The following is a 20,683-nucleotide window of genomic DNA, read 5'->3' as shown; positions in this document are numbered from 1 at the left end:
TACATTGAACAAGGACTGCGCTATGACCAATCCATTACTCCAGCCTTTTACGCTGCCGCCTTTCTCCGCCATTCAGCCCGAACATGTGGTGCCTGCCGTGACCGAGGCGCTGAACGAATGTCGCGCGGCGGTGGAAAAGGTGGTGGCGCAGGGCGCGCCCTACACCTGGGACAACCTGGTGCAGCCGCTGGCTGAAGTCGACGATCGTCTCGGCCGCATCTTTTCGCCGGTCAGCCATCTTAACTCGGTGAAAAACAGCCCGGAGCTGCGTCAGGCCTACGAGCAGACGCTGCCGCTGCTGTCCGAATACAGCACCTGGGTCGGCCAGCATGAAGGGCTTTACCAGGCCTATCGCGATCTGAAAGAGGGCGAGAGCTTCGCCGCGCTCGACGTGGCGCAGCAGAAAGCGGTTGATAACGCGCTGCGCGATTTCGAGCTCTCCGGCATCGGCCTCGATAAAGAGAAGCAGCAGCGCTACGGCGAGATCGCCGCGCGTCTCTCCGAGCTGGGATCGGCTTACAGCAACAACGTGCTGGACGCGACCATGGGCTGGAGCAAACTGATCACCGACGAAAGCGAACTCTCCGGCATGCCGGAAAGCGCGCTGGCGGCGGCGAAAGCGCAGGCCGAAGCCAAAGAGCAGGACGGCTGGCTGCTGACGCTGGATATCCCGAGCTATCTGCCGGTGATGACCTATTGCGACAACGCCGCGCTGCGCGAAGAGATGTATCGCGCCTATTCGACGCGCGCCTCCGATCAGGGGCCGAACGCCGGCAAATGGGACAATGGTCCGATCATGGCGGAAGAGCTGGCGCTGCGTCACGAGCTGGCGCAGCTGCTGGGCTTCGACTCCTACGCCGATAAATCGCTGGCCACCAAAATGGCGGAGAACCCGTCGCAGGTGCTCGACTTCCTGAACGATCTGGCGAAACGCGCCCGTCCGCAGGCGGAAAAAGAGCTGGCCCAGCTGCGCGCCTTCGCTGAAAAAGAGTACGGCGTCAGCGAGCTGAATCCGTGGGATCTCACCTACTACGGCGAAAAACAGAAGCAGCATCTCTACACCATCAGCGACGAACAGCTGCGTCCTTACTTCCCGGAAGCGCGCGCCGTCAACGGCCTGTTTGAGGTGGTTAAACGCATTTACGGCATCACCGCTAAGGAGCGCACCGACGTCGATGTTTACCATCCCGACGTGCGTTTCTTCGACCTGTTCGATGAGAGCGGCGAGCTGCGCGGCAGCTTCTATCTCGATCTCTACGCGCGCGAGCACAAGCGCGGCGGCGCCTGGATGGATGACTGCGTCGGCCAGATGCGCAAAGCCGACGGCACGCTGCAGAAGCCGGTCGCTTATCTCACCTGCAACTTCAACCGTCCGGTGAACGGCAAGCCCGCGCTGTTTACTCACGACGAAGTCACCACGCTGTTCCACGAATTCGGTCACGGCCTGCATCATATGCTGACGCGCATCGAAACCCCGGGGGTTTCCGGCATCAGCGGCGTGCCGTGGGATGCTGTTGAACTGCCGAGCCAGTTTATGGAGAACTGGTGCTGGGAGCCGGAGGCGCTGGCCTTTATTTCCGGCCACTTTGAGACCGGCGAACCGCTGCCGAAAGCGCTGCTCGACAAGATGCTGGCGGCGAAGAATTACCAGGCGGCGCTGTTTATCCTGCGTCAGCTGGAGTTCGGCCTGTTCGATTTCCGCCTGCACGCCGAGTTTGATCCAGCGAAAGGCGCGCAGATCCTCGAAACCCTGCGCGAAGTGAAAAAGCTGGTGGCCGTGGTGCCGAGCCCGGAATGGGGCCGTTTCCCGCACGCCTTTAGCCATATCTTCGCCGGCGGCTATGCAGCGGGCTACTACAGCTATCTGTGGGCGGACGTGCTGGCGGCAGACGCCTATTCGCGCTTCGAGGAAGAGGGCATCTTTAACCGCCAGACCGGCCAGTCGTTCCTCGACAACATCCTGACGCGCGGCGGTTCGGAAGAGCCGATGGAGCTGTTCAAACGCTTCCGCGGCCGTGAGCCGCAGCTGGACGCGATGCTGGATCATTACGGCATCAAGGGATAACGGCTGCAGTGAAGATCTGTTTGATTGATGAATCGGGCGCCGGAAACGGCGCCTTGTCGCATCTGGCGCAGCGCTGGCAGCTGGAGCATGACGAAGACTGCGTGCTGGCGCTGGTGCAGACGCCGACGCATCTTGAACTGCGTAAGCGCGACGAGCCGAAGCTGGGCGGCATTTTCGTCGACTTTGTCTCCGGCGCCATGGCGCACCGTCGCCGCTTCGGCGGCGGACGCGGCGAGGCGGTGGCGAAAGCGGTTGGCGTAAAGAGTGGTTATCTGCCGGACGTGGTGGACGCGACCGCCGGTTTAGGGCGCGACGCCTTCGTACTGGCGGCGATCGGCTGCCGCGTGCGCATGCTGGAGCGTCATCCGGTCGTGGCGGCGCTGCTGGACGACGGGCTGCAGCGCGGCTATCAGGATGCGGAGATCGGCGGCTGGCTGCGCGAGCGGCTGACGCTAATTCATGCGCCCAGCGCGCAGGCGCTCGGCGATATTACGCCTGCGCCGGACGTGGTCTATCTCGATCCGATGTATCCCCACCGGCAGAAGAGCGCGATGGTGAAAAAAGAGATGCGGGTGTTTCAGTCGCTGGTCGGTGCCGACGAGGATGCCGATGCGCTGCTGGAGCCGGCGCGCCGTCTGGCAAAAAAACGCATCGTGGTGAAGCGCCCCGATTATGCGCCGCCGCTGGCGGGCGTTGCGACGCAGTCGGCGGTGGTGACCAAAAGCCATCGCTTTGATATTTATCCGCCGCTCGGGCGGGAAATATAATTCTCTAACTGCAATAAATAAAAAGCGTGCCTGGCGTAACGTCAGGCACGCTTAAAGCTGCCATGCTTAACTGCTCATTTAATTTCAGCGTCTGTGCTGAAAAGATGAAATTAAATCAGGAAGCCAGTTTAGTCAGAAAGCTTGAAAAAGAGGTCAGAAAACCTTTGGCGATGCTCAGACCGAAAGCTTTATAAGACAGGCCGATCTCTTCTTCCAGAACTGTCGTCTCGGTCAGGGTTTTAACGGTGCTGTCGAGCAGCGTAGAGACCTGGGACAGCGCCTCATTCACGTTGTTGATAAAGGTGCTCAGGCCAGCGCCGCTAACGGCGGCAATTTCAGTCTGATTAATTTCTCTCATAATTAATATCCTTATTGGGTATTTAAGCCATTAAATAGCGCTTTATCCGTTGCGTATGCAGCAGCGAAAGCAGGTTGAATATAAAGAGCGTGAGCCATCTTGCATATAGTAAAATATTTAAAATCACGATTTTGGTATAAATAATTAACTAAATAGCCGGCTGTTAATACGTTGCCGATATTACAGGTGGGTTTCTTTGTGCAGAGCGGGCAGATATTGTCAAGAAATAGTGCAAGCTGGCTGTCGTACGACAGCCAGCTATTATCGTCTGATTTTTTTAATTAGCTAAAACAGGCGTGCTGAATGAATTACGCATAATAAAAAATAGTTTTATTTTACCTGGCCAGGAAGCAATAAAAACCGAGGGCGCGGATTCGACACATGACGCGCGCCGCCTGAATGGCCAAAAAAGCCGACTCGCGCCGGCTTTTTCTTTGCAGTTATTCGTCTTCTGCGTCGCGCAGCGGAACGATCAGCATATCAATATGCACGGTGTTAATCAGCTGGCGCGCCGACGACATCAGCTTGCTCCAGAAATCCTGATGGTGGCCGCACACCACTAAATCCACGTCATATTTTTTAATCGCATCGACCAGCACCTGGCCGAGATCGCCGCTGCCGCTCAGGGTCTCACTGATAGGATAGCCTGCTGCATCCGATAGCCCGCGCAGCGCGGTATGCGTCTCTTCCGAGATACGCTTCTGCATATCGCCCAGATTGACGTCAATCAGGCCGGTATAGAGATCGGAGTAGTTCACGTCGACGTGAATCAGCGAAATTTTGGCGTCATAGGGGCGCGCCAGCGAGACGGCTTTATCCACCAGCAGCTGGCTTTCGGGAGAAAGGTCTACCGCAATCAGGATATGTTTATAAGCCATGATATAACTCCTTTCACAAGATTCAGGATGGCGACCTGTCTTCCTCTCGCGTCATTGCCTGCGCAATCCTTTACGCGAACGGGCGATATTTGTCACCAGTTGCCCTGTCGGCGTTCCCGACAGATAGTTGTTATGCCTTTAGTATAGCGGCGACGGTTAACAAATGCTGCTGTACAGGCTTCGGTTGTGAATAAGATCAAGGCTTAGCGCCTTTTTCGCTCGCGGCGAACGAAAATCATCGCTGGAAAAGAGTTAAAAACTTCTCCTACACTACAAATTAACGGTGGTACTTCTCAGGTGCCGGCCGCGTAAGCTTGTCAAAAAACAGAGATCTGTTCAGGTCATTCAGTGGTCGGCTTTTCCCGTGGAGCATGAAGCGCAGCCGCGCTCCATCCCGTCTCCGCGGCTCCAGCTGGGAGGGAAATATGATCAGCACTATCGCGCTTTTCTGGGCTCTTTGTGTGGTGTGTATTGTGAATATGGCGCGCTACTTTTCTTCTTTGCGCGCGCTGCTGGCGGTGCTGCGAGGCTGCGATCCCTTACTCTATCAGTATGTCGACGGGGCCGGCTTTTTTACCTCGCACGGTCAGCCGAGCAAGCAGGTGCGGCTGGTGCGTTATATCTGGGCAAAACGTTATCTCGACCATCATGACGAGGAGTTTATTCGTCGCTGCGAGCGGGTGCGCGGACAGTTCATCTTAACCAGCGCCTTGTGCGGGTTGGTGATTCTCAGCCTGATTTGTCTGGCGATCTGGCACTAGAAATAAAAAGGGCGACCTGCGTCGCCCTTTATTTTTGCGTGGCTTACACCAGCTTCAGTGCCAGCCAGTAAAGGCTGCCCGACAGCACAATACAGACCGGCAGCGTAAAGACCCACGCCATGGCGATATTCTTGATGGTGCGGCTCTGCAGCCCGCCGCCGTCCACCAGCATGGTGCCCGCGACCGACGACGACAGAATGTGCGTGGTCGACACCGGCATGCCCGTATAGCTGGCGATGCCGATGGAAACCGCTGCGGTGACCTGCGCCGACATGCCCTGCGCGTAGGTCATGCCTTTTTTACCAATCTTCTCGCCAATGGTGGTTGCGACGCGACGCCAGCCGATCATGGTGCCGATGCCGAGCGCCAGCGCGACCGCCATGATGATCCACACCGGCGCATACTCGATAGTGCCCAGCAGGTCGGTTTTCAGCTTGCCGAGGAAGCGTTTATCATCGGCGCTGGTTTCCGGCAGCTTGGCCGCCTTATCGGCGGTATCGGCGATGCACAGCAGCAGGCGACGCATCTGGCTGCGCTGCTCGACGCTAAGCTGTTCGTAGCTTTGCAGATTGGTGTTCAGCAGGCCCTGCGCGCGCTGCACCGCCTGCAGCGCACGAGCGCTATCGCAGTGAAACTCTTTCGGGCCGGACGGCGTCTCTTCCGGCGTCGGCAGGGCAGGCGGCGCCATCTGAATGATGTGCGTCAGCGCCTCGCTGTGCTGCTGATAATACTGTTCGAGGTGATTGACCGCGTCGCGCGTGCGCGTGATGTCGTAGCCGCTGGCGTTCATATTGACCACGAAACCCGCCGGCGCGACGCCAATCAGCACCAGCATAATCAGGCCGATGCCTTTCTGGCCGTCGTTGGCGCCGTGCGAGTAGCTGACGCCGATTGCCGAGACGATCAGAGCGATACGCGTCCAAAACGGCGGCTTTTTCTTGCCGTCGATTTTTTCACGGTCAGCGGGCGTCATATGGATGCGCGCGCGCTTTTTGGTGCTGCTCCAGTAGCGACGCAGCAGGAAAATCAGGCTGCCTGCGATGATCAGTCCGACAATCGGCGACAGAATCAGCGACAGGAAGATATTGATGACTTTGGGGATATTAAGCGCGTCGATCACCGAGGTGCCGGTCATCAGCGCGTTGGTCAGGCCGATGCCGATAATGGCGGCAATCAGCGTGTGCGAACTGGAGGCCGGCAGACCGAGATACCAGGTGCCGAGATTCCATATAATCGCCGCCAGCAGCATGGAAAAGACCATCGCCAGCCCGTGCGCGGAGCCAACATTTAATAACAGATCGGTAGGAAGCATATGCACGATAGCGTAAGCAACGCTTAAGCCACCAAGCAGGACGCCAAGGAAGTTAAATACGCCCGCCATCACCACGGCAAGCTGTGCGCGCATCGCGCGGGTATAGATAACCGTGGCAACTGCGTTGGCCGTGTCGTGAAAGCCGTTGATTGCTTCATAAAACAATACAAACAGCAGGGCAAGAACCAATAACAGGCCGGTACTGAGGTCAAGACCAGCGAACAAATGTAGCATACACATTACGCCATTTTGAGGACATGAGCGCGGCGCATTATCTGCGACAACGCAGGGTATGGGAAAGCAAAATATAGCCTTGTTTTGACTTAAGAATGTCTAAAGTTGCCTGGTTTCTCCTAAAAGTGCCGTAAAATGAACCGTTTACATTATGACATAATTACGACAAATTTTTGACGCTGGCGTCATGCAGAGCAGACCTCTACAATCAGCGCCTCTTAAAACAGGCGGGACGAAGGCAGTGGAAAAGTTTGACGTTATTATTATCGGCGCCGGCGCGGCGGGACTGTTTTGCGCGGCGCAGGCCGGGCAGCGAGGCCGACGCGTGCTGTTGCTGGATAACGGCAAAAAGCCCGGGCGCAAGATCCTGATGTCGGGCGGCGGGCGCTGCAACTTCACCAATATGTACACCGATCCGGCCGCCTATCTGTCGCACAATCCCCACTTCTGCAAATCCGCGCTGGCACGCTACACCCAGTGGGATTTTATCGATCTGGTTAACCGCCATAAGATTGCCTACCACGAAAAAACGCTGGGGCAGCTCTTCTGCGACGACTCGGCGGCGCAGATTGTCGATATGCTGACGGCGGAGTGCGAAAAAGGCCAGGTGACGCTGCGCCTGCGCAGCGAGGTGCTAAGCGTGACGCGCGAAGTGTCTGGCTATACGCTGCAACTCAACGGCGCGACGGTGCAGGCGGAAAAACTGGTGATCGCCAGCGGCGGACTCTCTATGCCCGGCCTGGGCGCCACGCCGTTCGGTTATAAGATTGCCGAGCAGTTCGGCCTGAAGGTCTATCCGACCCGCGCCGCGCTGGTGCCTTTTACCCTGCATAAGCCGCTGCTCGAGCGGCTACAGACGCTCTCCGGCGTCGCGATCGATACCACCATCGAAGCGCAGGACGGCACGCTATTCAAAGAGGCGATGCTCTTCACCCACCGAGGCCTCTCCGGTCCGGCGGTGCTGCAAATCTCCAGCTACTGGCAGCCTGGCGAGCACGTTACCGTTAACCTGTCGCCCGCCACCTCGATAGAAGAATTCATCAACGCGCAGCGCGAGGCGCATCCGAACCTGAGCCTGAAAAATAGCCTGGCGAAGCTGCTGCCGAAACGTCTGGTAGAGGTGTTGCAGGAGATGGGGCAGGTGCCGGACGTCACGCTGAAGCAGCTCAACGGCAAACAGCAGGCCGAACTGGCGCAGACGCTGCACCAGTGGCGCGTGCAGCCCAACGGCACGGAAGGCTATCGCACCGCCGAGGTGACGCTGGGCGGCGTCGATACCACGCTGCTCTCGTCGAAGACGATGGAAGCCCGCGACGTGCCGGGACTCTATTTTATCGGCGAGGTGGTGGACGTGACCGGCTGGCTGGGCGGCTATAACTTCCAGTGGGCGTGGAGTTCAGCCTGGGCGTGCGCGCAGGCGCTGTAACGCGCGTCGGGCGTCGATTCCAGACTGTTTCGCGGCCTGGTCGACGCCTTTTTTAAATCCGATTTTGCCCCGCATTAACGCCGCTTTACCGGCTTGTTCTCCTTCTGCCGCTTCGCTAATTAGCTGACTCGCAACACTTTTAGACTAATCCGCCTGGCGCGTTTGCCGCCCCGATTTCATACTTCTGATTTACCACAGAGGAGATTAGCCCCCAATGCTCACCTTTATGCGTTCCCTGTTTTCCAGCCCCGAGAGCTTTATCAGAGGCATGTCACGTCAGGATCTGAATGAATCCATCGCCGATGGCGAGCGCATCATTATCGATGAAGACGGCAACGCTTCGGTAAACGTGCTGAGTGAGGAAGTGCATGAGGATTTCGCCCGCCACGTCGAAACGCTAAAAGGAGTTTAAGATGGGTACGGCGATATTCATGGTGCTGATGGTCTGCGGCTACTGGTACACCAGCCGCGATCTCTCCAGTCGTTTCAAGGTCCGGCGCAGCATCGGCTGGGATGTCTATTTTCTGGTGGCGCTTTACGGCTGTATCTTCGTGCTGCAAGGGATGTTAGCGACGGCTATCGTCTGGCTGCTGTTGCTGATCGTTTCCAGCACGGCTAATGCGCTACAGATGGTGCCCGGCGAGCATCTGCGCTGGCAGATGGAGTTTATGAACTGGAGCTTTCTCGGCATTCAGGCGCCGGTGGTGGTAATGCTCGCCTTCGCGGTGCTGTTCTGCATGTATCGCTCTAACTGGTCGGAAAGCGCGCGCCTTAACAGCAGCGGCCGACAGGATCTCTATCAGCAGCTCTCTAAATCCAACGGCGTTGAGCAACTGCTTTACCAGTGCATGCAAGAGGGCGAGCTGGCGTGGATTACCCTTAAGTCGCGCCGTATCTATATCGGGATGGTGCATGCCGCCACTTTCGAGTATGAGAACACCGCCAATATCGTGATTATTCCTATGCTCAGCGGCTATCGCGACAGCAAAACGCTTAGCATGTCGATTGAACATAACTACAGCCGCTGGTACGCCGAGCACGGTATCACGCTGACTTCCGAGCCGAAAAACGCCATGGCGTTCCGTAAAGTGCTGATGGTGGATCAGATTGAGAGCCTGTCGCTATTTGACCCGGCCAGCGCCAGTTCGCTGGCGATGACGCACCATGACGGCGTGCCGATGGAGGTAGAGGGCACCTTTACTCCACATTCTCCGCCGTAAACAGCCGTAGGGCGACGTTGCCATCCTGATAGATATCGGGCTGATAGCCGCTCTCCAGATGACGCAGCAGCAGTTCGATCGCCAGACGCGCGTGCTGCTGCGCGTTCTGATCCAGCGCAAAGTCCAGCTCATTATGACGCAGCAGCTGACGCGTAACCGAATAGAGTTCGTGAGTGATATAGCCGCACCGGCCAAGAAGTTGATGGGCGCGCAGCGTTTCGCTCACTTCGCTGTTGCCCATCCCAGTGTTATACAGGCCCGCCACGTGCTGCGACTGCGCCAGACTCTGGTCCAGCAGCGTGCGGATGGTGTCGCGCTGATCGAGGCCGAAGAGCACCTCGCGTAGATGACGCTGCGGCGCGCGCTGCATCATTACTTCGCGAAATCCTGCGATACGCTGACGATGTGCCCAGTAATCGAAGCGGCCGCTCACCATCACAATATCGCCTGGTTGATGCACCACCTTGCTCATCAGCAAGCCAGCGGTGCGGCCCGCCTGATACTGATCGATACCGACATGGCAGAGGCGATCCGCGTCGGGCAGGTCGGTGACAATAGTGATAACCGGCACGCCGCGGCTGCGGCACAGGGCCAGCGCACGATAGATGGGCGGGTAATCATGGCCGAAAACGATGATGCCGTCGCGCGTGCTGCTGCGCGCGATAATGCTTTGCGCCAGCTTGTCCGGCTGCGACTCCGCGACCAGCGTTTTGTGCAGCGTAATACGCCGATAACCCAGTTCGCCCGCCGCCTCGCTGAAGTAGCGCACCAGCTGCTGGAAAAACGACGAGCCGTTATTGCTGAGAAACACCTCTATTTGCCATGGATGACGATACTCCTCCGGCAGCAGCCGCTTGAGTCCGAGGTCGCGCGCGGCTTTTAATACCTTGCGCGTCGTCTCCGGAGATACGCCGCCGCGTTCGTTTAATACCCGATCGACGGTTGCGATGCCGACGCCCGCTATTTTTGCCACCATCTCAAGGGTGAGTTTTTTCATTATTGCTCCAGGCATAACGTTATTCGTCATGCCGTTACCGCTGCGTGCTTTAAACGGGCACCGTTTTACCGGCAGGCGTCTGATAAATATGGCCGCCATTTTAATAAGTGCGCCAGGCGTTGCGCTAGCCTGATTTAATGAAATTTTATGTCGCAGTAAAACGTGCGTTATTTCTGGCGAAAAATGCAGCGAATAAAGCGTGAAGACCCGCGTCGCGAACGTTATTTCAGCAGCTATTCACCATGCTTGTTTATAAGGTTGCTGGCAATATCGGTTTTAACCTAATGAAAAATAGGTTTTTAGGGGCATTTATGATGGCTTTCCATCAACGCTGCGCTTTCCGAAAGTAGGTTAAAAATTTATGATTATTTTGTTGTTAATTAATGGATAGCGCTTTTTCTTATTAACAATCAACCTCTGAGCGGAACAGAGCTTTCCGCCGCTGAGCAGGACTCATAATAAAAAAATAACGCTGTCGCCAGATAAAAGGCGCGCAGGAGATAACTATGCCCGAAATAGTCTATCTGGCATGGCTTTCTCTCCGTTAAATAATGAATGCAGTTAATGTGATCAATTTGTTGGCAGGGAAAATATGAAACGCAGAGAGTTTCTCACCTCCGTGGCTGCCCTGGGCGTGGCGTCGTCGCTGCCCATCGCAAAAGCTGAAACCGTTCAGGGCGGTCAACCCTGGGAACCCGGAAAAATCAATACGCCGCCGGCGCCGCGCAAAGGCGGCCTGCAATACCTGACGCAGCACGAGTTTGACACCGTCGGCGCTATCGCCGAACGCTTTATTCCCGCTGACGCACTGAGCATCAGCGGCAAAGAGGCGGGCTGCGCTATTTTTATCGATCGCCAGCTGGCGGGCGACTACGGCAGCGCGGCGGCGATCTATCGGCTGGGGCGCTTCGTCAAAGGCACGCCGGAGCAGGGACCCCAATCGCCGCTGACCCCCGCGCAGCGCTATCGTCAGGGGCTTGCCGCGCTCGACGTCTACACGCAAAAAACCTTCCAGCAGCCCTTTGTCGCGCTGAACGGCGACCAGCAGGATGAACTGCTGCGCCAGATGGAGGCGAACCAGCTCGATCTGGGACCGGACGTCGAAACCAAAGTCTTCTTCGAACTGCTGCTGCAAAACGTGCGCGAGGGCTTTTTGTCCGATCCTGTTTACGGCGGCAACAAAGAGATGGCGAGCTGGAAAATGATCGGTTTTCCCGGCGCGCGCTACGACTTCCGCGACCTGATTGGTAAAAAAGGGAAGAAGCTCAACATCATCCCGACCAGCCTGATCGACAACACCCTTTGACTCTTCAGTCTGACTGAGCAGTGAGTTAACACATGCAAAATATTCGTCCAAAAGCTGACGCCGTAATCGTCGGCCTGGGTTGGTGCGGCTCGTTAATTGCCGAAGAGCTGACGCGCGCCGGCCTGAATGTGGTCGCCATTGAACGCGGCCCGTGGTTTGAAACCGCCACCGATTTTCCGCCCTCTATCGACACCGACGAGCTGCGCTGGGATACCCGCCGCAGCATGCTTCTGCCGCCAGCGGTGGAGACCACCACCTTCCGTAACCATCGCTCAGAAACCGCGCTGCCGACGCGTGAATGGAACCTGAACGAGCTGGGCTATAACGTCGGCGGCTCCGGTACGCACTGGGCCGGTATGGCCTGGCGCTTTACGCCGTGGGATTTTCAGCCTTACACCCAGACGGTCGCGCGCTACGGCAAAGAGAAGATCGCTAAGGGCGTGATCCTGCAGGACTGGGGCGTGACCTACGATGAGCTGGAGCCGTTTTACGATCGCTTCGAGAAGATCGCCGGCGTCTCCGGCAAGGCGGGCAGACTCAACGGCGAAATCGTGCCTGACGGCAACCCCTTCGAAGGCAACCGCAGCAGCGACTATCCGCTGCCGCCCCTGGAGAGCACGCGGCTGACCGACCTGTTTCGCGACGCGGCGAAATCTCTTGGCCAGCATCCTTTTATGGTGCCCGCCGGGCAAACTTCGCGCGCCTACGTGAACCCGCTCGGCGTGCGCATGGGGCCTTGCACCTATTGCGGCTACTGTCTCTATTACGGCTGCGGCAACTTCTCCAAATCCAGCCCGAACGCCTGCGTGATCCCGGCATTGATGCAGCGTGAGAACTTTACCGTGCTGACCGATTCCGCCGTGGTGCGCGTAAATAAGGCGGAAGACGGCAAAACCGCCACTGGCGTCACCTATATCGACAAGAACAAGAAAGAGTGGGTACAGCCTGCCGATATCGTGATTCTGTCGGCATTTCAGATGCAGAACGTGCGCCTGCTGCTGCTGTCGAAAATCGGTCAGCCTTACGATCCGGAAAGCAAAACCGGCACGGTAGGGCGCGCTTATAGCTTCCAGACCGTCTCCGGCGCCAGCCTCTTTTTCGAAGATGAATATCTCAACCAGTTCATCGGCGCTGGCGCGCTTTCCCAGCAGGTAGATGACTGGAACGGCGATAACTTCGACCATAGCGACAAAGATTTTATCGGCGGCGCCGGGATTCTGGTGGTGGCGCGCGGCGCGCGTCCTATCGGCAACGCCGATGCGCTGCCGCCGGGCACGCCGCGCTGGGGTAAAGCGTGGAAAAAGGCGTATACCCACGCTTTCCAGAACGCCACCTTTATTTTCGGCCAGGGCACCAGCTTCTCGCACGAAGATTACTACCTCGATTTCGACCCGGAATACAAAGACGACAACGGCAATCCGCTGCTGCGCGTCACTTTCGACTACAACGAAAACGACCGCCGTTCGGCGAAGTTTATTGAAGAGAAGAGCGTCGAGATCGGTAAGGCGATGGGGGCGAAAACCGTTATCGGCACCAACTCGGCGGCGGGCAAATATTCGCCCTACAACTTCGCCAGCGACCACACCATCGGCGGCGCGGTAATGGGCGTCGATCCGAAAACCAGCGTGCTTAACCGCTATCAGCAGAGCTGGGATATGCACAACCTGTTTGTGCTTGGCGCCTCCTCTTTTCCCAACAATGCAGGCTACAACCCAACCGGCACCATTGGCGCGCTCAGCCTCTGGACGGCGAAGGCGATTATCGATCGCTACCTGAAAAATCCCGGCCCACTGGTAAAGGTGTGATATGAAAAAAACAACCCTTGCAGGCGGCGCGGCGGTGATCGCAGGCATTATCGCCGCAGGTTTGCTGTGGCAAAACGGCGATACCTCTGCCGATGACGTGGCGGATAACCAGACGCTGACCAGCCAGCCGCCAGCGGCGGCGGATGCCGCGGCGGTGGCGCGCGGCAGATACATAGCAATAGCGGGCGACTGCGTGGCGTGCCATACCGCGCCGGGCAGCAAAGAGGCCTTCGCGGGCGGCTACTCCATTAGTACGCCGTTCGGCGGCATTTTCGCCAGCAACATTACGCCGGATAAAGAGACGGGCATCGGCAGCTGGACCGAGCGCGACTTCTACCGCGCGGTGCGGCACGGCAAAGGCAAAGAGGGCGAACATCTTTATCCGGCGATGCCGTACAACGCCTACGTGAAAGTCAGCGACCAGGATATGCACGACCTGTGGATGTACATGCGTTCGGTAAAACCGGTGCGCTACAGGGTGCCGGAGACCAATCTGGGGTTCCCGTATAATATTCGTCTGGCGATGATGGGCTGGAACCTGCTGTTCTTCCGCAACAGCGGCTTTGAGAGCGATCCGGGCAAGTCCGCCGAGTTCAATCGCGGCGCCTATCTGGTCGAGGGGCTGGAGCACTGCGGCGCCTGCCATACGCCGAAAAATCTGCTCGGCGGCGACACCGGCGACTATTTGCAGGGCAGCAACCTCAGCGAGTGGCACGCGCCGGACCTGACATCGAACAGCGATGTCGGCATCGGCAGCTGGAGCAAAGAGCAGATTGTGGACTACCTGAAGCTGGGCAGCAATCACGTCGCGGTGGCGTCCGGCCCAATGGCGGAAGCGGTCACCAACTCGACGCAGCATCTGAGCAACGCCGATCTGCGCGCCATCGCGACCTATTTGAAAGCGCAGCCCGCCTCTGCAACGCAGCTGCCTTCGCCGCAGGCCCGCGACAGCGCGCAGATGAAAACGGGCGAGAATGTCTATAGCGCCAACTGCAGCGCCTGCCACAACAGCGACGGCAAAGGGATCCCGAACCTGGCCGCCAGCCTGGCGAACAACCCGGGGCTGCTGGCTGACGACGCCTCTTCCATCATCACCACGGTACTGCAGGGCGGCCGCGGCGCGGTCACGCAGGGTAATCCGACCAGCGGCGCGATGCCGAGTTTCGCCTGGAAGCTTTCTGACGAGCAGGTTGCGGCGGTATCGACCTATATCCGCAACAGCTGGGGCAACGCCGCGACGCCGGTGAAAGCCGACGAGGTCGCAGGCAAGCGCAAGCTGCTGAAGCTGCCGGAGCAGATGGCGGCGCACTAAACAGATAAGGCGGCGCAGGCCGCCTTTTTTACGCCCCGTGCTCTCACTGTGGTTAATTTCTTCTCTCGCCTTCTGATCCGCTCGTCAGGTTATAAGCTGTTTAAGTCACTTCATCAGAGAGGAACGGATATGACAGGCAAAGCATTAGTTATCGGCGCCTCGCGCGGCATCGGTCTGGCGGTGGTCAGGGCGCTGGCGGCAAAAGGCTGGCAGGTCACCGCGACCTACCGCAGCAGCGCGCCGGAGGCGGATGCGCAGTGGCACGCGCTGGATATGACTCATCAGGACGAGGTGCGTCAGCTGGCGGAGCGGCTTAAAGACGAAACCTTCGATGCGATCCTGATCAACGCCGGCATTTCCGGCCCGTCGCATCAGAACCTGCTGCAGAGCAGCGACGAAGAGCTGGCGCAGCTGTTTTTGACCAACGCCATCGCGCCGGTGCGCAGCGCGGAGGCCTTGCTGCCGCTGCTGGCGAAGCAGAACGGCGTCATCGGCTTCACCACTTCGATTCTCGGCAGTCTGAACGAGAACGATACGGCGGCGATGCCGATCTACTCCGCCAGCAAGTCGGCGCTGAATATGCTGAGCCGCGCGCTGCTGCCGCAGATTAACCAGCATAACGCGACGCTGCTGTCGCTGCATCCGGGCTGGGTGAAAACCGATATGGGCGGCGACTCGGCGCCGGTCACGGTCGAGCAGAGCGGCGAAGGACTGGTGCAGCAGCTGGAGGCTTATCGCGGACGCGGCGGCCATCACTACGTGGACTATGCCGGGCAGCTTTTGCAGTGGTAAAAACAGGGCGCGCCAGCGCCTTTTTTGCATCTGCATCGGCGAAACACTACACTCGCGGCATAGTCTGACAAGGAGTTAGTATGTCTCAGTCCCTTCAGCGTAAGCCGCTGCCGCTGCCTGGCGGCCACAATAAAGTCCTGTTGCACTCCTGCTGCGCGCCCTGTTCGGGCGAGGTCATGGAGGCGATGCTGGCATCCGGCATCGATTACACCATTTTCTTCTACAACCCCAATATCCATCCGCTGAAAGAGTACGAGCTGCGCAAAGAGGAGAATATCCGCTTCGCTGAGCAGTTCGGCGTGCCTTTCGTCGACGCGGACTACGATCGCGATAACTGGTTCGAGCGCGCAAAAGGCATGGAGTGGGAGCCGGAGCGCGGCGAGCGCTGCACCATGTGTTTCGACATGCGCTTCGAGCGCACCGCGCTCTATGCCCATGAACATGGCTTTCCGGTGATCACCAGTTCGCTGGGCATCTCGCGCTGGAAGAATATGCAGCAGATCAACGACTGCGGCGCGCGCGCCGCAAATCGCTATCCCGATATGATCTACTGGGATTTTAACTGGCGTAAAGGCGGCGGATCGGCGCGCATGATCGAAATCAGCAAGCGCGAGCGTTTTTATCAGCAGGAGTATTGCGGCTGTATCTATTCGCTGCGCGACAGCAATCGTCATCGCGTGGCCAGCGGGCGTGAACGCATTAAGATCGGCGTGCAATATTATACGCCGGACGAAGAGTAGAGAAATAAAGGGCGCGGCAGTCGCCCTTTATTTCCTGCGGTAACGGCAGAGTTTAGCGCAGGCCATTACAGGCCTCGGCGGTGTCGATATTGCGAATATCCAGACGCGCAGACGTAAAACGGTTGTGGTTATTGACGGCGGGCTGCGCCTGTCGGCAAAGCTCGCAGGGATTAATATTGCCTTCCAGCAGCGCCTGAGTTTCTGGATCTAACTGACGTTTACGACAGACGTAAGGCGTACAGCCCATCACCTGTTTAAAAGAGCGCGTAAACGACTGCTGGCTTTCAAAATGGTATTTCATCGCCAGCGTAATAATCGGCGTATTGCTGCTTTTCAGGGTATGCACGCAGGCCGCCAGCTTTCGCTTGCGGATATAGCGCGCCAGCGTCTCGTTGCGGCAGCGGGCGAACAATTTCTGCAGATACCATTTGGAATAGCCTGATTTCTCTGCGATATCATCAATGCTGAGCCGCTGATCGAGATGGTTGTTAATCCACTCGGTAACGCTATCAATCACTTCTTCATTATATTTTTTCTCACGCATAATCCACCTCATCAAACAGTTGCGCATAGTGTAGGGATTTTAATCTTTCGCTATGCCCGGCTTGGGTAAAGAAGTATCAGAAAATGCATGTTTATTTTTTTGCAAGAGGAGCGAAATATGGAATATTTATCAAAAAGAGCTGGGTGTTGATTTTTAGTTGTAAAAAATAAATAAAAGCAATAAATAAACGTAACTTGTTTCCCTCGCCGTGCCGGGAATATTTAGAGTTTTTGCAATATTTATCGCGGGAATTGATCGGCGCAGGCGTCTGTTGCGCGGCTGGTCGGCAGGCAAAATGATACAGAGCCCGCTACGCTTCTTTTACAAAAATCATTTACATGACACAGCGCAACAATACGAGCCTCCTGCGCGCGTGTCACACTGCCGCTCTTTTGCTTATATGGAGATCACCGCATGCGTCCGACCTCTGGCCTGAAAAAACCGCTCCTTGCCTTATTCGCCTCGATAACCCTGTTTAGCGCTGCGCCCGCTTTAGCCGCTACCACTTATGGTGAGCAGCTGGAAGGCTTTCACTATCCTTCCCCGCTTCAGCGCTTTGACTTTTCCTCTCAGCAGCAGCCGCTCAGCATGGGCTATATGGACGTAAAACCGACAAACAACGCCAATGGTCAGACCGTGGTGCTGCTGCACGGCAAGAATTTCTGCGGCGCGACCTGGGAAGAGAGCATACGCGCCCTGAGCCAGGCGGGCTATCGCGTCGTCGCGCCGGATCAGATCGGCTTTTGCAGCGCCAGTAAACCCGATAATTATCAGTACAGCTTCCAGCAGCTGGCGGACAACACGCATCAGCTGCTGGCGCATCTCGGTATAAAGAAAGCGGTGATTGTCGGCCACTCTACCGGCGGCATGCTCGCCACGCGCTATGCGCTGATGTATCCCGCCGAGACGCAGCAGCTGGTGCTGGTGAACCCGATCGGACTGGAGGACTGGAAAGCCAAAGGCGCGCCCTGGCGCAGCGTGGACCAGTGGTATCAGCGCGAGCTGAAGCTCGACGCGGCAGGCATCAAAAAGTATGAGCAGCACACCTACTACAGCGGCCAGTGGAAGCCGGAGTATGACAAATGGGTCGATATGCTGGCGGGCCTGAACGCCGGTCCCGGACATAAGAAGGTGGCGTGGAACTCGGCGCTGATCTACGACATGATTTTTACCCAGCCGGTGTTTTACGAGTTCGGCGATCTGAAGGTGCCGACCACGCTGATGATCGGCACCGCCGATACTACCGCGATCGGCAGCGATATCGCCTCGCCGGAGGTGAAAGCGAAGCTGGGTCACTATGAGGTGCTGGGCAAAGAAGCGGCGAAGCGCATTCCCGGCGCGCGCTTGATTGAGTTCCCGGGCATGGGTCATGCGCCGCAGATGGAGTCGCCGGCCAAATTCAATCAGAGGCTGATCGAGGCGTTAGCGCAGCGCTAACGGCGCAAAGGCGAAAAGCTATCCTGCCGTCGTTGCGGCGGCAGGATGTTGGGCGATCAGAGGATTTTCTGTTCTGCCAGATCGAGGGCGAAGTAGCTGAAAATCAGATCGGCGCCAGCGCGTTTAATCGCACCCAGGCTTTCCAGCACGACGTTACGCTCGTCGATCGCGCCTGCCTGAGCGGCGAATTTGATCATCGCGTACTCGCCGCTGACCTGGTACGCCGCCAGCGGCAGCTCGGTGCGATCGCGGATTTCGCGCAGCACGTCGAGGTAGGCGCCGGCCGGTTTCACCATCAGCGAATCCGCGCCTTCGGCCGCGTCGATCAGCGACTCGCGAATCGCTTCGCGGCGGTTCATCGGATTCATTTGATAGGTTTTGCGATCGCCTTTCAGGGCGGTGCCGGCCGCTTCGCGGAACGGGCCGTAGAAGGATGAGGCGAACTTGGTGGAGTAGGACATGATGGCGGTCTGGGTAAAGCCCGCCGCGTCCAGCGCCTGGCGGATCGCCTTGACCTGGCCATCCATCGCCGCCGACGGCGCGATAAAGTCCGCGCCCGCTGCCGCCGCCACTACCGCCTGTTTGCCGAGATTGATCAGGGTCGCATCGTTGTCGACGCCGTGATCGCACAGCACGCCGCAGTGGCCGTGGCTGGTGTATTCGCAGAAGCAGGTATCGGACATGACAATCATTTCCGGCACCGTCTCTTTGCAGATGCGCGACATGCGCGCCACAAGGCCATTTTCATTCCAGGCATCGCTGCCGGTGGCGTCGGTATGGTGCGAGATGCCGAAGGTCATCACCGAGCGGATGCCCGCTTTGGCGATGCGCTCGATTTCATAGGCGAGACGCTTTTCCGGAATGCGCATCACGCCCGGCATCGCTTCAATCGCTTTGTAGTCGTCAACGCCTTCCTCAACGAAAATCGGCAGCGCCAGATCGTTCAGGGTGAGGGAGGTTTCCTGGAAGAGTTCACGCATCGCCGGGCTGGAACGCAGCCTTCTTGGACGCTGGATCAGAGAAAAGTCAGACATATTCATTCTTACGCAGGTGAAAAAAGTAGCGTTAGTCTACTCCTTTTAACGCGCGAGTATGAAGATTGTGTGCGGCGTAAAAAAAAGCCCGCCGAGCGGCGGGCTTTAAACGGATTACTCGTTGATGTCGGGATGCTGCTGCACCAGATTCTTACGCTTCGCCTCAAGACGAGCGATCTCCTCGTCGATATCTTCGATCTTCTGCTCGATGTTGTCGTGATGCTCCTGCAGGATTTCACGCGCCTCGTCGAGATCGGATGCGGCCGGCGTCGCGCCGCGCAGCGGTTTGTTCGCCGTCTCTTTCATATAGATGCCGGTAATCAAACCGATCACCGCCACCACCATCAGGTAGTAGGCTGGCATATAAAGGTTATTGGTGGTTTCCACCAGCCAGGCGGCGAGGGTTGGGGTCAGACCGGCAATCAGCACCGAAATGTTAAAGGCGCTCGCCAGCGCGCTGTAGCGGATATGCGTCGGGAACATCGCCGGCAGCGACGACGCCATTACGCCGGTAAAGGCGTTGAGGATCACCGCCATCAGCAGCAAGCCGGCGAAAATCAGCCCCAGCACGCCGCTGTTGATCAGCATAAAGGCCGGAATGGCGAAGATCAGCAGGGCGATACTGCCAATGATAACGAACGGACGACGGCCGAAGCGGTCGCTGAGCATCCCCATTACCGGCTGTACAAACAGCATGCCGAGCATAATGGCGATGATGATCAGCACACCGTGATCTTCCGAGTAGTGCAGGTTATGCGACAGATAGCTCGGCATATAGGTCAGCAGCATGTAGTAGGTGACGTTAGTGGCGATCACCAGACCGATACAGGCAAGCAGGCTTTTCCAGTGCTTAGTGGCGATCTCTTTAAACGACACTTTCGGGCCGTCGCGCAGACCTTCGCGGTCGCCTTGCTCCAGCTTTTCAACGTGCTGCTGGAAGGCCGGCGTCTCTTCCAGCGCGTGGCGCAGGTAGAGACCGATAATGCCGAGCGGCAGCGCGAGGAAGAACGGCAGGCGCCAGCCCCATTCCATAAATTTCGCTTCGCCGATAATCGCCGAGATCAGCACCACGATGCCCGCGCCGAGCACGAAGCCGGCGATAGAGCCGAAGTCGAGCCAGCTGCCCATAAAGCCGCGCTTGCGGTCGGGCGAATATTCGGCGACGAAGATCGAGGCGCCGGTATACTCGCCGCCCACCGAGAAGCCCTGCGCCATCTTGGCGAGCAGCAGCAGAATCGGCGCCCAGATGCCAATCGAGGCGTAGGAAGGGATCAGGCCGATACAGAAGGTACTGATCGACATAATCACAATGGTGATAGAGAGAATTTTCTGGCGGCCGTACTTATCGCCCAGCATGCCGAAGAAGAGACCGCCCAGCGGGCGAATAAGGAAAGGAACAGAGAAGGTACCGAGCGCGGCGATCATCTGCACGCCTGGCGACGCGTCGGGGAAAAAGACTTTACCCAGCGCATAGGCGACAAAGCCGTACACGCCGAAATCGAACCACTCCATCGCGTTGCCCAGCGACGCGGCCGTAATGGCTTTGCGCAAGCGGGCGTCATCGATAATCGTGACGTCATCCAGCCCAATAGGTTTGACACGCTTCCTACGTAATTTCATAGATTTACCCTGTAATAGCACATGAAAGTCCTCAAGGTCGCGAACCGGTTGAACGATGCAGTCCGCGGCATTGAG

General features: G+C 57.6%; 19 protein-coding genes. 12 read left to right on the top strand and 7 right to left on the bottom strand.

Translation table 11 applies throughout. The annotated features are described in order from the left end of the window. Nucleotides 1-22: 22 nt before the first annotated feature. Together prlC and rsmJ are read left to right on the top strand one after the other, a co-directional pair. A complete protein-coding gene (gene prlC / locus JS46_RS16875; protein WP_033753325.1) occupies nucleotides 23-2,065 on the top strand; it encodes an oligopeptidase A in 2,043 nt (680 codons plus the stop codon). Nucleotides 2,066-2,073: 8 nt separating this feature from the next. Continuing rightward, nucleotides 2,074-2,832, top strand: coding sequence for a 16S rRNA (guanine(1516)-N(2))-methyltransferase RsmJ (rsmJ, locus tag JS46_RS16870; RefSeq protein WP_033753323.1), 759 nt, complete (start codon nucleotides 2,074-2,076; stop codon nucleotides 2,830-2,832). Between the two features lie 115 nt (nucleotides 2,833-2,947). Here rsmJ and JS46_RS16865 read toward each other — a convergent pair whose 3' ends face one another. Beyond that, entirely contained in the window at nucleotides 2,948-3,190 is a 243-nt protein-coding gene (locus tag JS46_RS16865; protein WP_033753320.1) for a hypothetical protein, read from the bottom strand. A gap of 440 nt (nucleotides 3,191-3,630) precedes the next feature. Beyond that, the gene (gene uspA / locus JS46_RS16860; RefSeq protein ID WP_033753318.1) at nucleotides 3,631-4,068 is read right to left on the bottom strand and encodes a universal stress protein UspA; all 438 of its coding nucleotides are present in this window, start codon (nucleotides 4,066-4,068) and stop codon (nucleotides 3,631-3,633) included. 425 nt (nucleotides 4,069-4,493) lie between these two features. Here uspA and uspB point away from each other — a divergent pair, with 425 nt between their 5' ends. Continuing rightward, nucleotides 4,494-4,829, top strand: coding sequence for a universal stress protein UspB (gene uspB / locus JS46_RS16855; RefSeq protein ID WP_033753315.1), 336 nt, complete (start codon nucleotides 4,494-4,496; stop codon nucleotides 4,827-4,829). Nucleotides 4,830-4,872: 43 nt separating this feature from the next. On the opposite strand, the gene pitA is transcribed toward uspB, so the two are convergent. Continuing rightward, nucleotides 4,873-6,375: an inorganic phosphate transporter PitA gene (gene pitA, locus JS46_RS16850; RefSeq protein WP_033753313.1), complete on the bottom strand. Its 1,503-nt coding sequence runs from the start codon at nucleotides 6,373-6,375 to the stop codon at nucleotides 4,873-4,875. Between the two features lie 241 nt (nucleotides 6,376-6,616). Between pitA and JS46_RS16845 the strand changes: the two genes are divergently transcribed. From JS46_RS16845 to JS46_RS16835, 3 genes are all read left to right on the top strand, one after another. Continuing rightward, nucleotides 6,617-7,801: an NAD(P)/FAD-dependent oxidoreductase gene (locus tag JS46_RS16845; protein WP_033753311.1), complete on the top strand. Its 1,185-nt coding sequence runs from the start codon at nucleotides 6,617-6,619 to the stop codon at nucleotides 7,799-7,801. 214 nt (nucleotides 7,802-8,015) lie between these two features. Further along, nucleotides 8,016-8,213 (top strand): hypothetical protein, encoded by a 198-nt coding sequence (locus JS46_RS16840; RefSeq protein WP_033753308.1) that lies wholly within the window; start codon nucleotides 8,016-8,018, stop codon nucleotides 8,211-8,213. Between the two features lies 1 nt (nucleotide 8,214). Further along, nucleotides 8,215-9,021 (top strand): hypothetical protein, encoded by an 807-nt coding sequence (locus tag JS46_RS16835; RefSeq protein ID WP_033753305.1) that lies wholly within the window; start codon nucleotides 8,215-8,217, stop codon nucleotides 9,019-9,021. Here the strand turns inward: JS46_RS16835 and JS46_RS16830 are convergent. After that, complete coding sequence (locus tag JS46_RS16830; protein WP_033753303.1) at nucleotides 8,999-10,018, bottom strand: LacI family DNA-binding transcriptional regulator; 1,020 nt, start codon at nucleotides 10,016-10,018, stop codon at nucleotides 8,999-9,001. The two genes, JS46_RS16835 and JS46_RS16830, sit on opposite strands and share 23 nt — an antisense overlap. A 592-nt stretch (nucleotides 10,019-10,610) precedes the next feature. On the opposite strand from JS46_RS16830, the gene JS46_RS16825 reads away from it, so the two are divergent. The 5 genes from JS46_RS16825 to JS46_RS16805 all read left to right on the top strand — a co-directional run bounded on the left by JS46_RS16825 (nucleotide 10,611) and on the right by JS46_RS16805 (nucleotide 15,973). Beyond that, nucleotides 10,611-11,324, top strand: a complete 714-nt coding sequence (locus tag JS46_RS16825) for a gluconate 2-dehydrogenase subunit 3 family protein (RefSeq protein ID WP_033753300.1) — start codon at nucleotides 10,611-10,613, stop codon at nucleotides 11,322-11,324. A gap of 32 nt (nucleotides 11,325-11,356) precedes the next feature. Next, nucleotides 11,357-13,129, top strand: coding sequence for a GMC family oxidoreductase (locus tag JS46_RS16820; protein ID WP_033753297.1), 1,773 nt, complete (start codon nucleotides 11,357-11,359; stop codon nucleotides 13,127-13,129). A gap of 1 nt (nucleotide 13,130) precedes the next feature. After that, nucleotides 13,131-14,441 (top strand): c-type cytochrome, encoded by a 1,311-nt coding sequence (locus tag JS46_RS16815; RefSeq protein ID WP_033753294.1) that lies wholly within the window; start codon nucleotides 13,131-13,133, stop codon nucleotides 14,439-14,441. A 129-nt stretch (nucleotides 14,442-14,570) separates the two neighbouring features. After that, nucleotides 14,571-15,233 carry an SDR family oxidoreductase gene (locus JS46_RS16810; RefSeq protein ID WP_033753291.1) on the top strand — a complete coding sequence of 221 codons (663 nt, stop codon included), beginning with the start codon at nucleotides 14,571-14,573 and terminating at the stop codon, nucleotides 15,231-15,233. A gap of 80 nt (nucleotides 15,234-15,313) precedes the next feature. Next, on the top strand, nucleotides 15,314-15,973 hold the full coding sequence (locus JS46_RS16805; protein ID WP_033753289.1) for an epoxyqueuosine reductase QueH: 660 nt from the start codon (nucleotides 15,314-15,316) through the stop codon (nucleotides 15,971-15,973). A gap of 52 nt (nucleotides 15,974-16,025) precedes the next feature. On the opposite strand, the gene JS46_RS16800 is transcribed toward JS46_RS16805, so the two are convergent. Further along, nucleotides 16,026-16,517: a helix-turn-helix domain-containing protein gene (locus JS46_RS16800; protein WP_081876072.1), complete on the bottom strand. Its 492-nt coding sequence runs from the start codon at nucleotides 16,515-16,517 to the stop codon at nucleotides 16,026-16,028. Between the two features lie 414 nt (nucleotides 16,518-16,931). On the opposite strand from JS46_RS16800, the gene JS46_RS16795 reads away from it, so the two are divergent. Continuing rightward, nucleotides 16,932-17,954, top strand: a complete 1,023-nt coding sequence (locus JS46_RS16795) for an alpha/beta fold hydrolase (protein WP_033753286.1) — start codon at nucleotides 16,932-16,934, stop codon at nucleotides 17,952-17,954. A 56-nt stretch (nucleotides 17,955-18,010) separates the two neighbouring features. Here JS46_RS16795 and hemB read toward each other — a convergent pair whose 3' ends face one another. After that, a complete protein-coding gene (gene hemB, locus JS46_RS16790; RefSeq protein ID WP_033753539.1) occupies nucleotides 18,011-18,988 on the bottom strand; it encodes a porphobilinogen synthase in 978 nt (325 codons plus the stop codon). Nucleotides 18,989-19,102: 114 nt separating this feature from the next. After that, on the bottom strand, nucleotides 19,103-20,608 hold the full coding sequence (proP, locus tag JS46_RS16785; protein WP_033753283.1) for a glycine betaine/L-proline transporter ProP: 1,506 nt from the start codon (nucleotides 20,606-20,608) through the stop codon (nucleotides 19,103-19,105). Between the last annotated feature and the right edge of the window lie 75 nt (nucleotides 20,609-20,683).

The organism is Pantoea sp. NGS-ED-1003 (assembly GCF_000738765.1).
Classification (GTDB): domain Bacteria; phylum Pseudomonadota; class Gammaproteobacteria; order Enterobacterales; family Enterobacteriaceae; genus Pantoea; species Pantoea septica.
Note: the sequence above shows the minus strand (reverse complement) of the source record. Positions and strands in the feature narration are given on the sequence as shown.

Excerpts from the sequence above, each read along its gene's own strand:
- prlC (WP_033753325.1), top strand. The coding sequence starts at position 23 with ATGACCAATCCATTACTCCAGCCTTTTACGCTGCCGCCTTTCTCCGCC.
- JS46_RS16865 (WP_033753320.1), bottom strand. The coding sequence starts at position 3,190 with ATGAGAGAAATTAATCAGACTGAAATTGCCGCCGTTAGCGGCGCTGGC.
- uspA (WP_033753318.1), bottom strand. The coding sequence starts at position 4,068 with ATGGCTTATAAACATATCCTGATTGCGGTAGACCTTTCTCCCGAAAGC.
- uspB (WP_033753315.1), top strand. The coding sequence starts at position 4,494 with ATGATCAGCACTATCGCGCTTTTCTGGGCTCTTTGTGTGGTGTGTATT.
- pitA (WP_033753313.1), bottom strand. The coding sequence starts at position 6,375 with ATGCTACATTTGTTCGCTGGTCTTGACCTCAGTACCGGCCTGTTATTG.
- JS46_RS16840 (WP_033753308.1), top strand. The coding sequence starts at position 8,016 with ATGCTCACCTTTATGCGTTCCCTGTTTTCCAGCCCCGAGAGCTTTATC.
- JS46_RS16835 (WP_033753305.1), top strand. The coding sequence starts at position 8,215 with ATGGGTACGGCGATATTCATGGTGCTGATGGTCTGCGGCTACTGGTAC.
- JS46_RS16830 (WP_033753303.1), bottom strand. The coding sequence starts at position 10,018 with ATGAAAAAACTCACCCTTGAGATGGTGGCAAAAATAGCGGGCGTCGGC.
- JS46_RS16825 (WP_033753300.1), top strand. The coding sequence starts at position 10,611 with ATGAAACGCAGAGAGTTTCTCACCTCCGTGGCTGCCCTGGGCGTGGCG.
- JS46_RS16820 (WP_033753297.1), top strand. The coding sequence starts at position 11,357 with ATGCAAAATATTCGTCCAAAAGCTGACGCCGTAATCGTCGGCCTGGGT.
- JS46_RS16815 (WP_033753294.1), top strand. The coding sequence starts at position 13,131 with ATGAAAAAAACAACCCTTGCAGGCGGCGCGGCGGTGATCGCAGGCATT.
- JS46_RS16810 (WP_033753291.1), top strand. The coding sequence starts at position 14,571 with ATGACAGGCAAAGCATTAGTTATCGGCGCCTCGCGCGGCATCGGTCTG.
- JS46_RS16805 (WP_033753289.1), top strand. The coding sequence starts at position 15,314 with ATGTCTCAGTCCCTTCAGCGTAAGCCGCTGCCGCTGCCTGGCGGCCAC.
- JS46_RS16800 (WP_081876072.1), bottom strand. The coding sequence starts at position 16,517 with ATGCGTGAGAAAAAATATAATGAAGAAGTGATTGATAGCGTTACCGAG.
- JS46_RS16795 (WP_033753286.1), top strand. The coding sequence starts at position 16,932 with ATGCGTCCGACCTCTGGCCTGAAAAAACCGCTCCTTGCCTTATTCGCC.
- hemB (WP_033753539.1), bottom strand. The coding sequence starts at position 18,988 with ATGTCTGACTTTTCTCTGATCCAGCGTCCAAGAAGGCTGCGTTCCAGC.
- proP (WP_033753283.1), bottom strand. The coding sequence starts at position 20,608 with ATGAAATTACGTAGGAAGCGTGTCAAACCTATTGGGCTGGATGACGTC.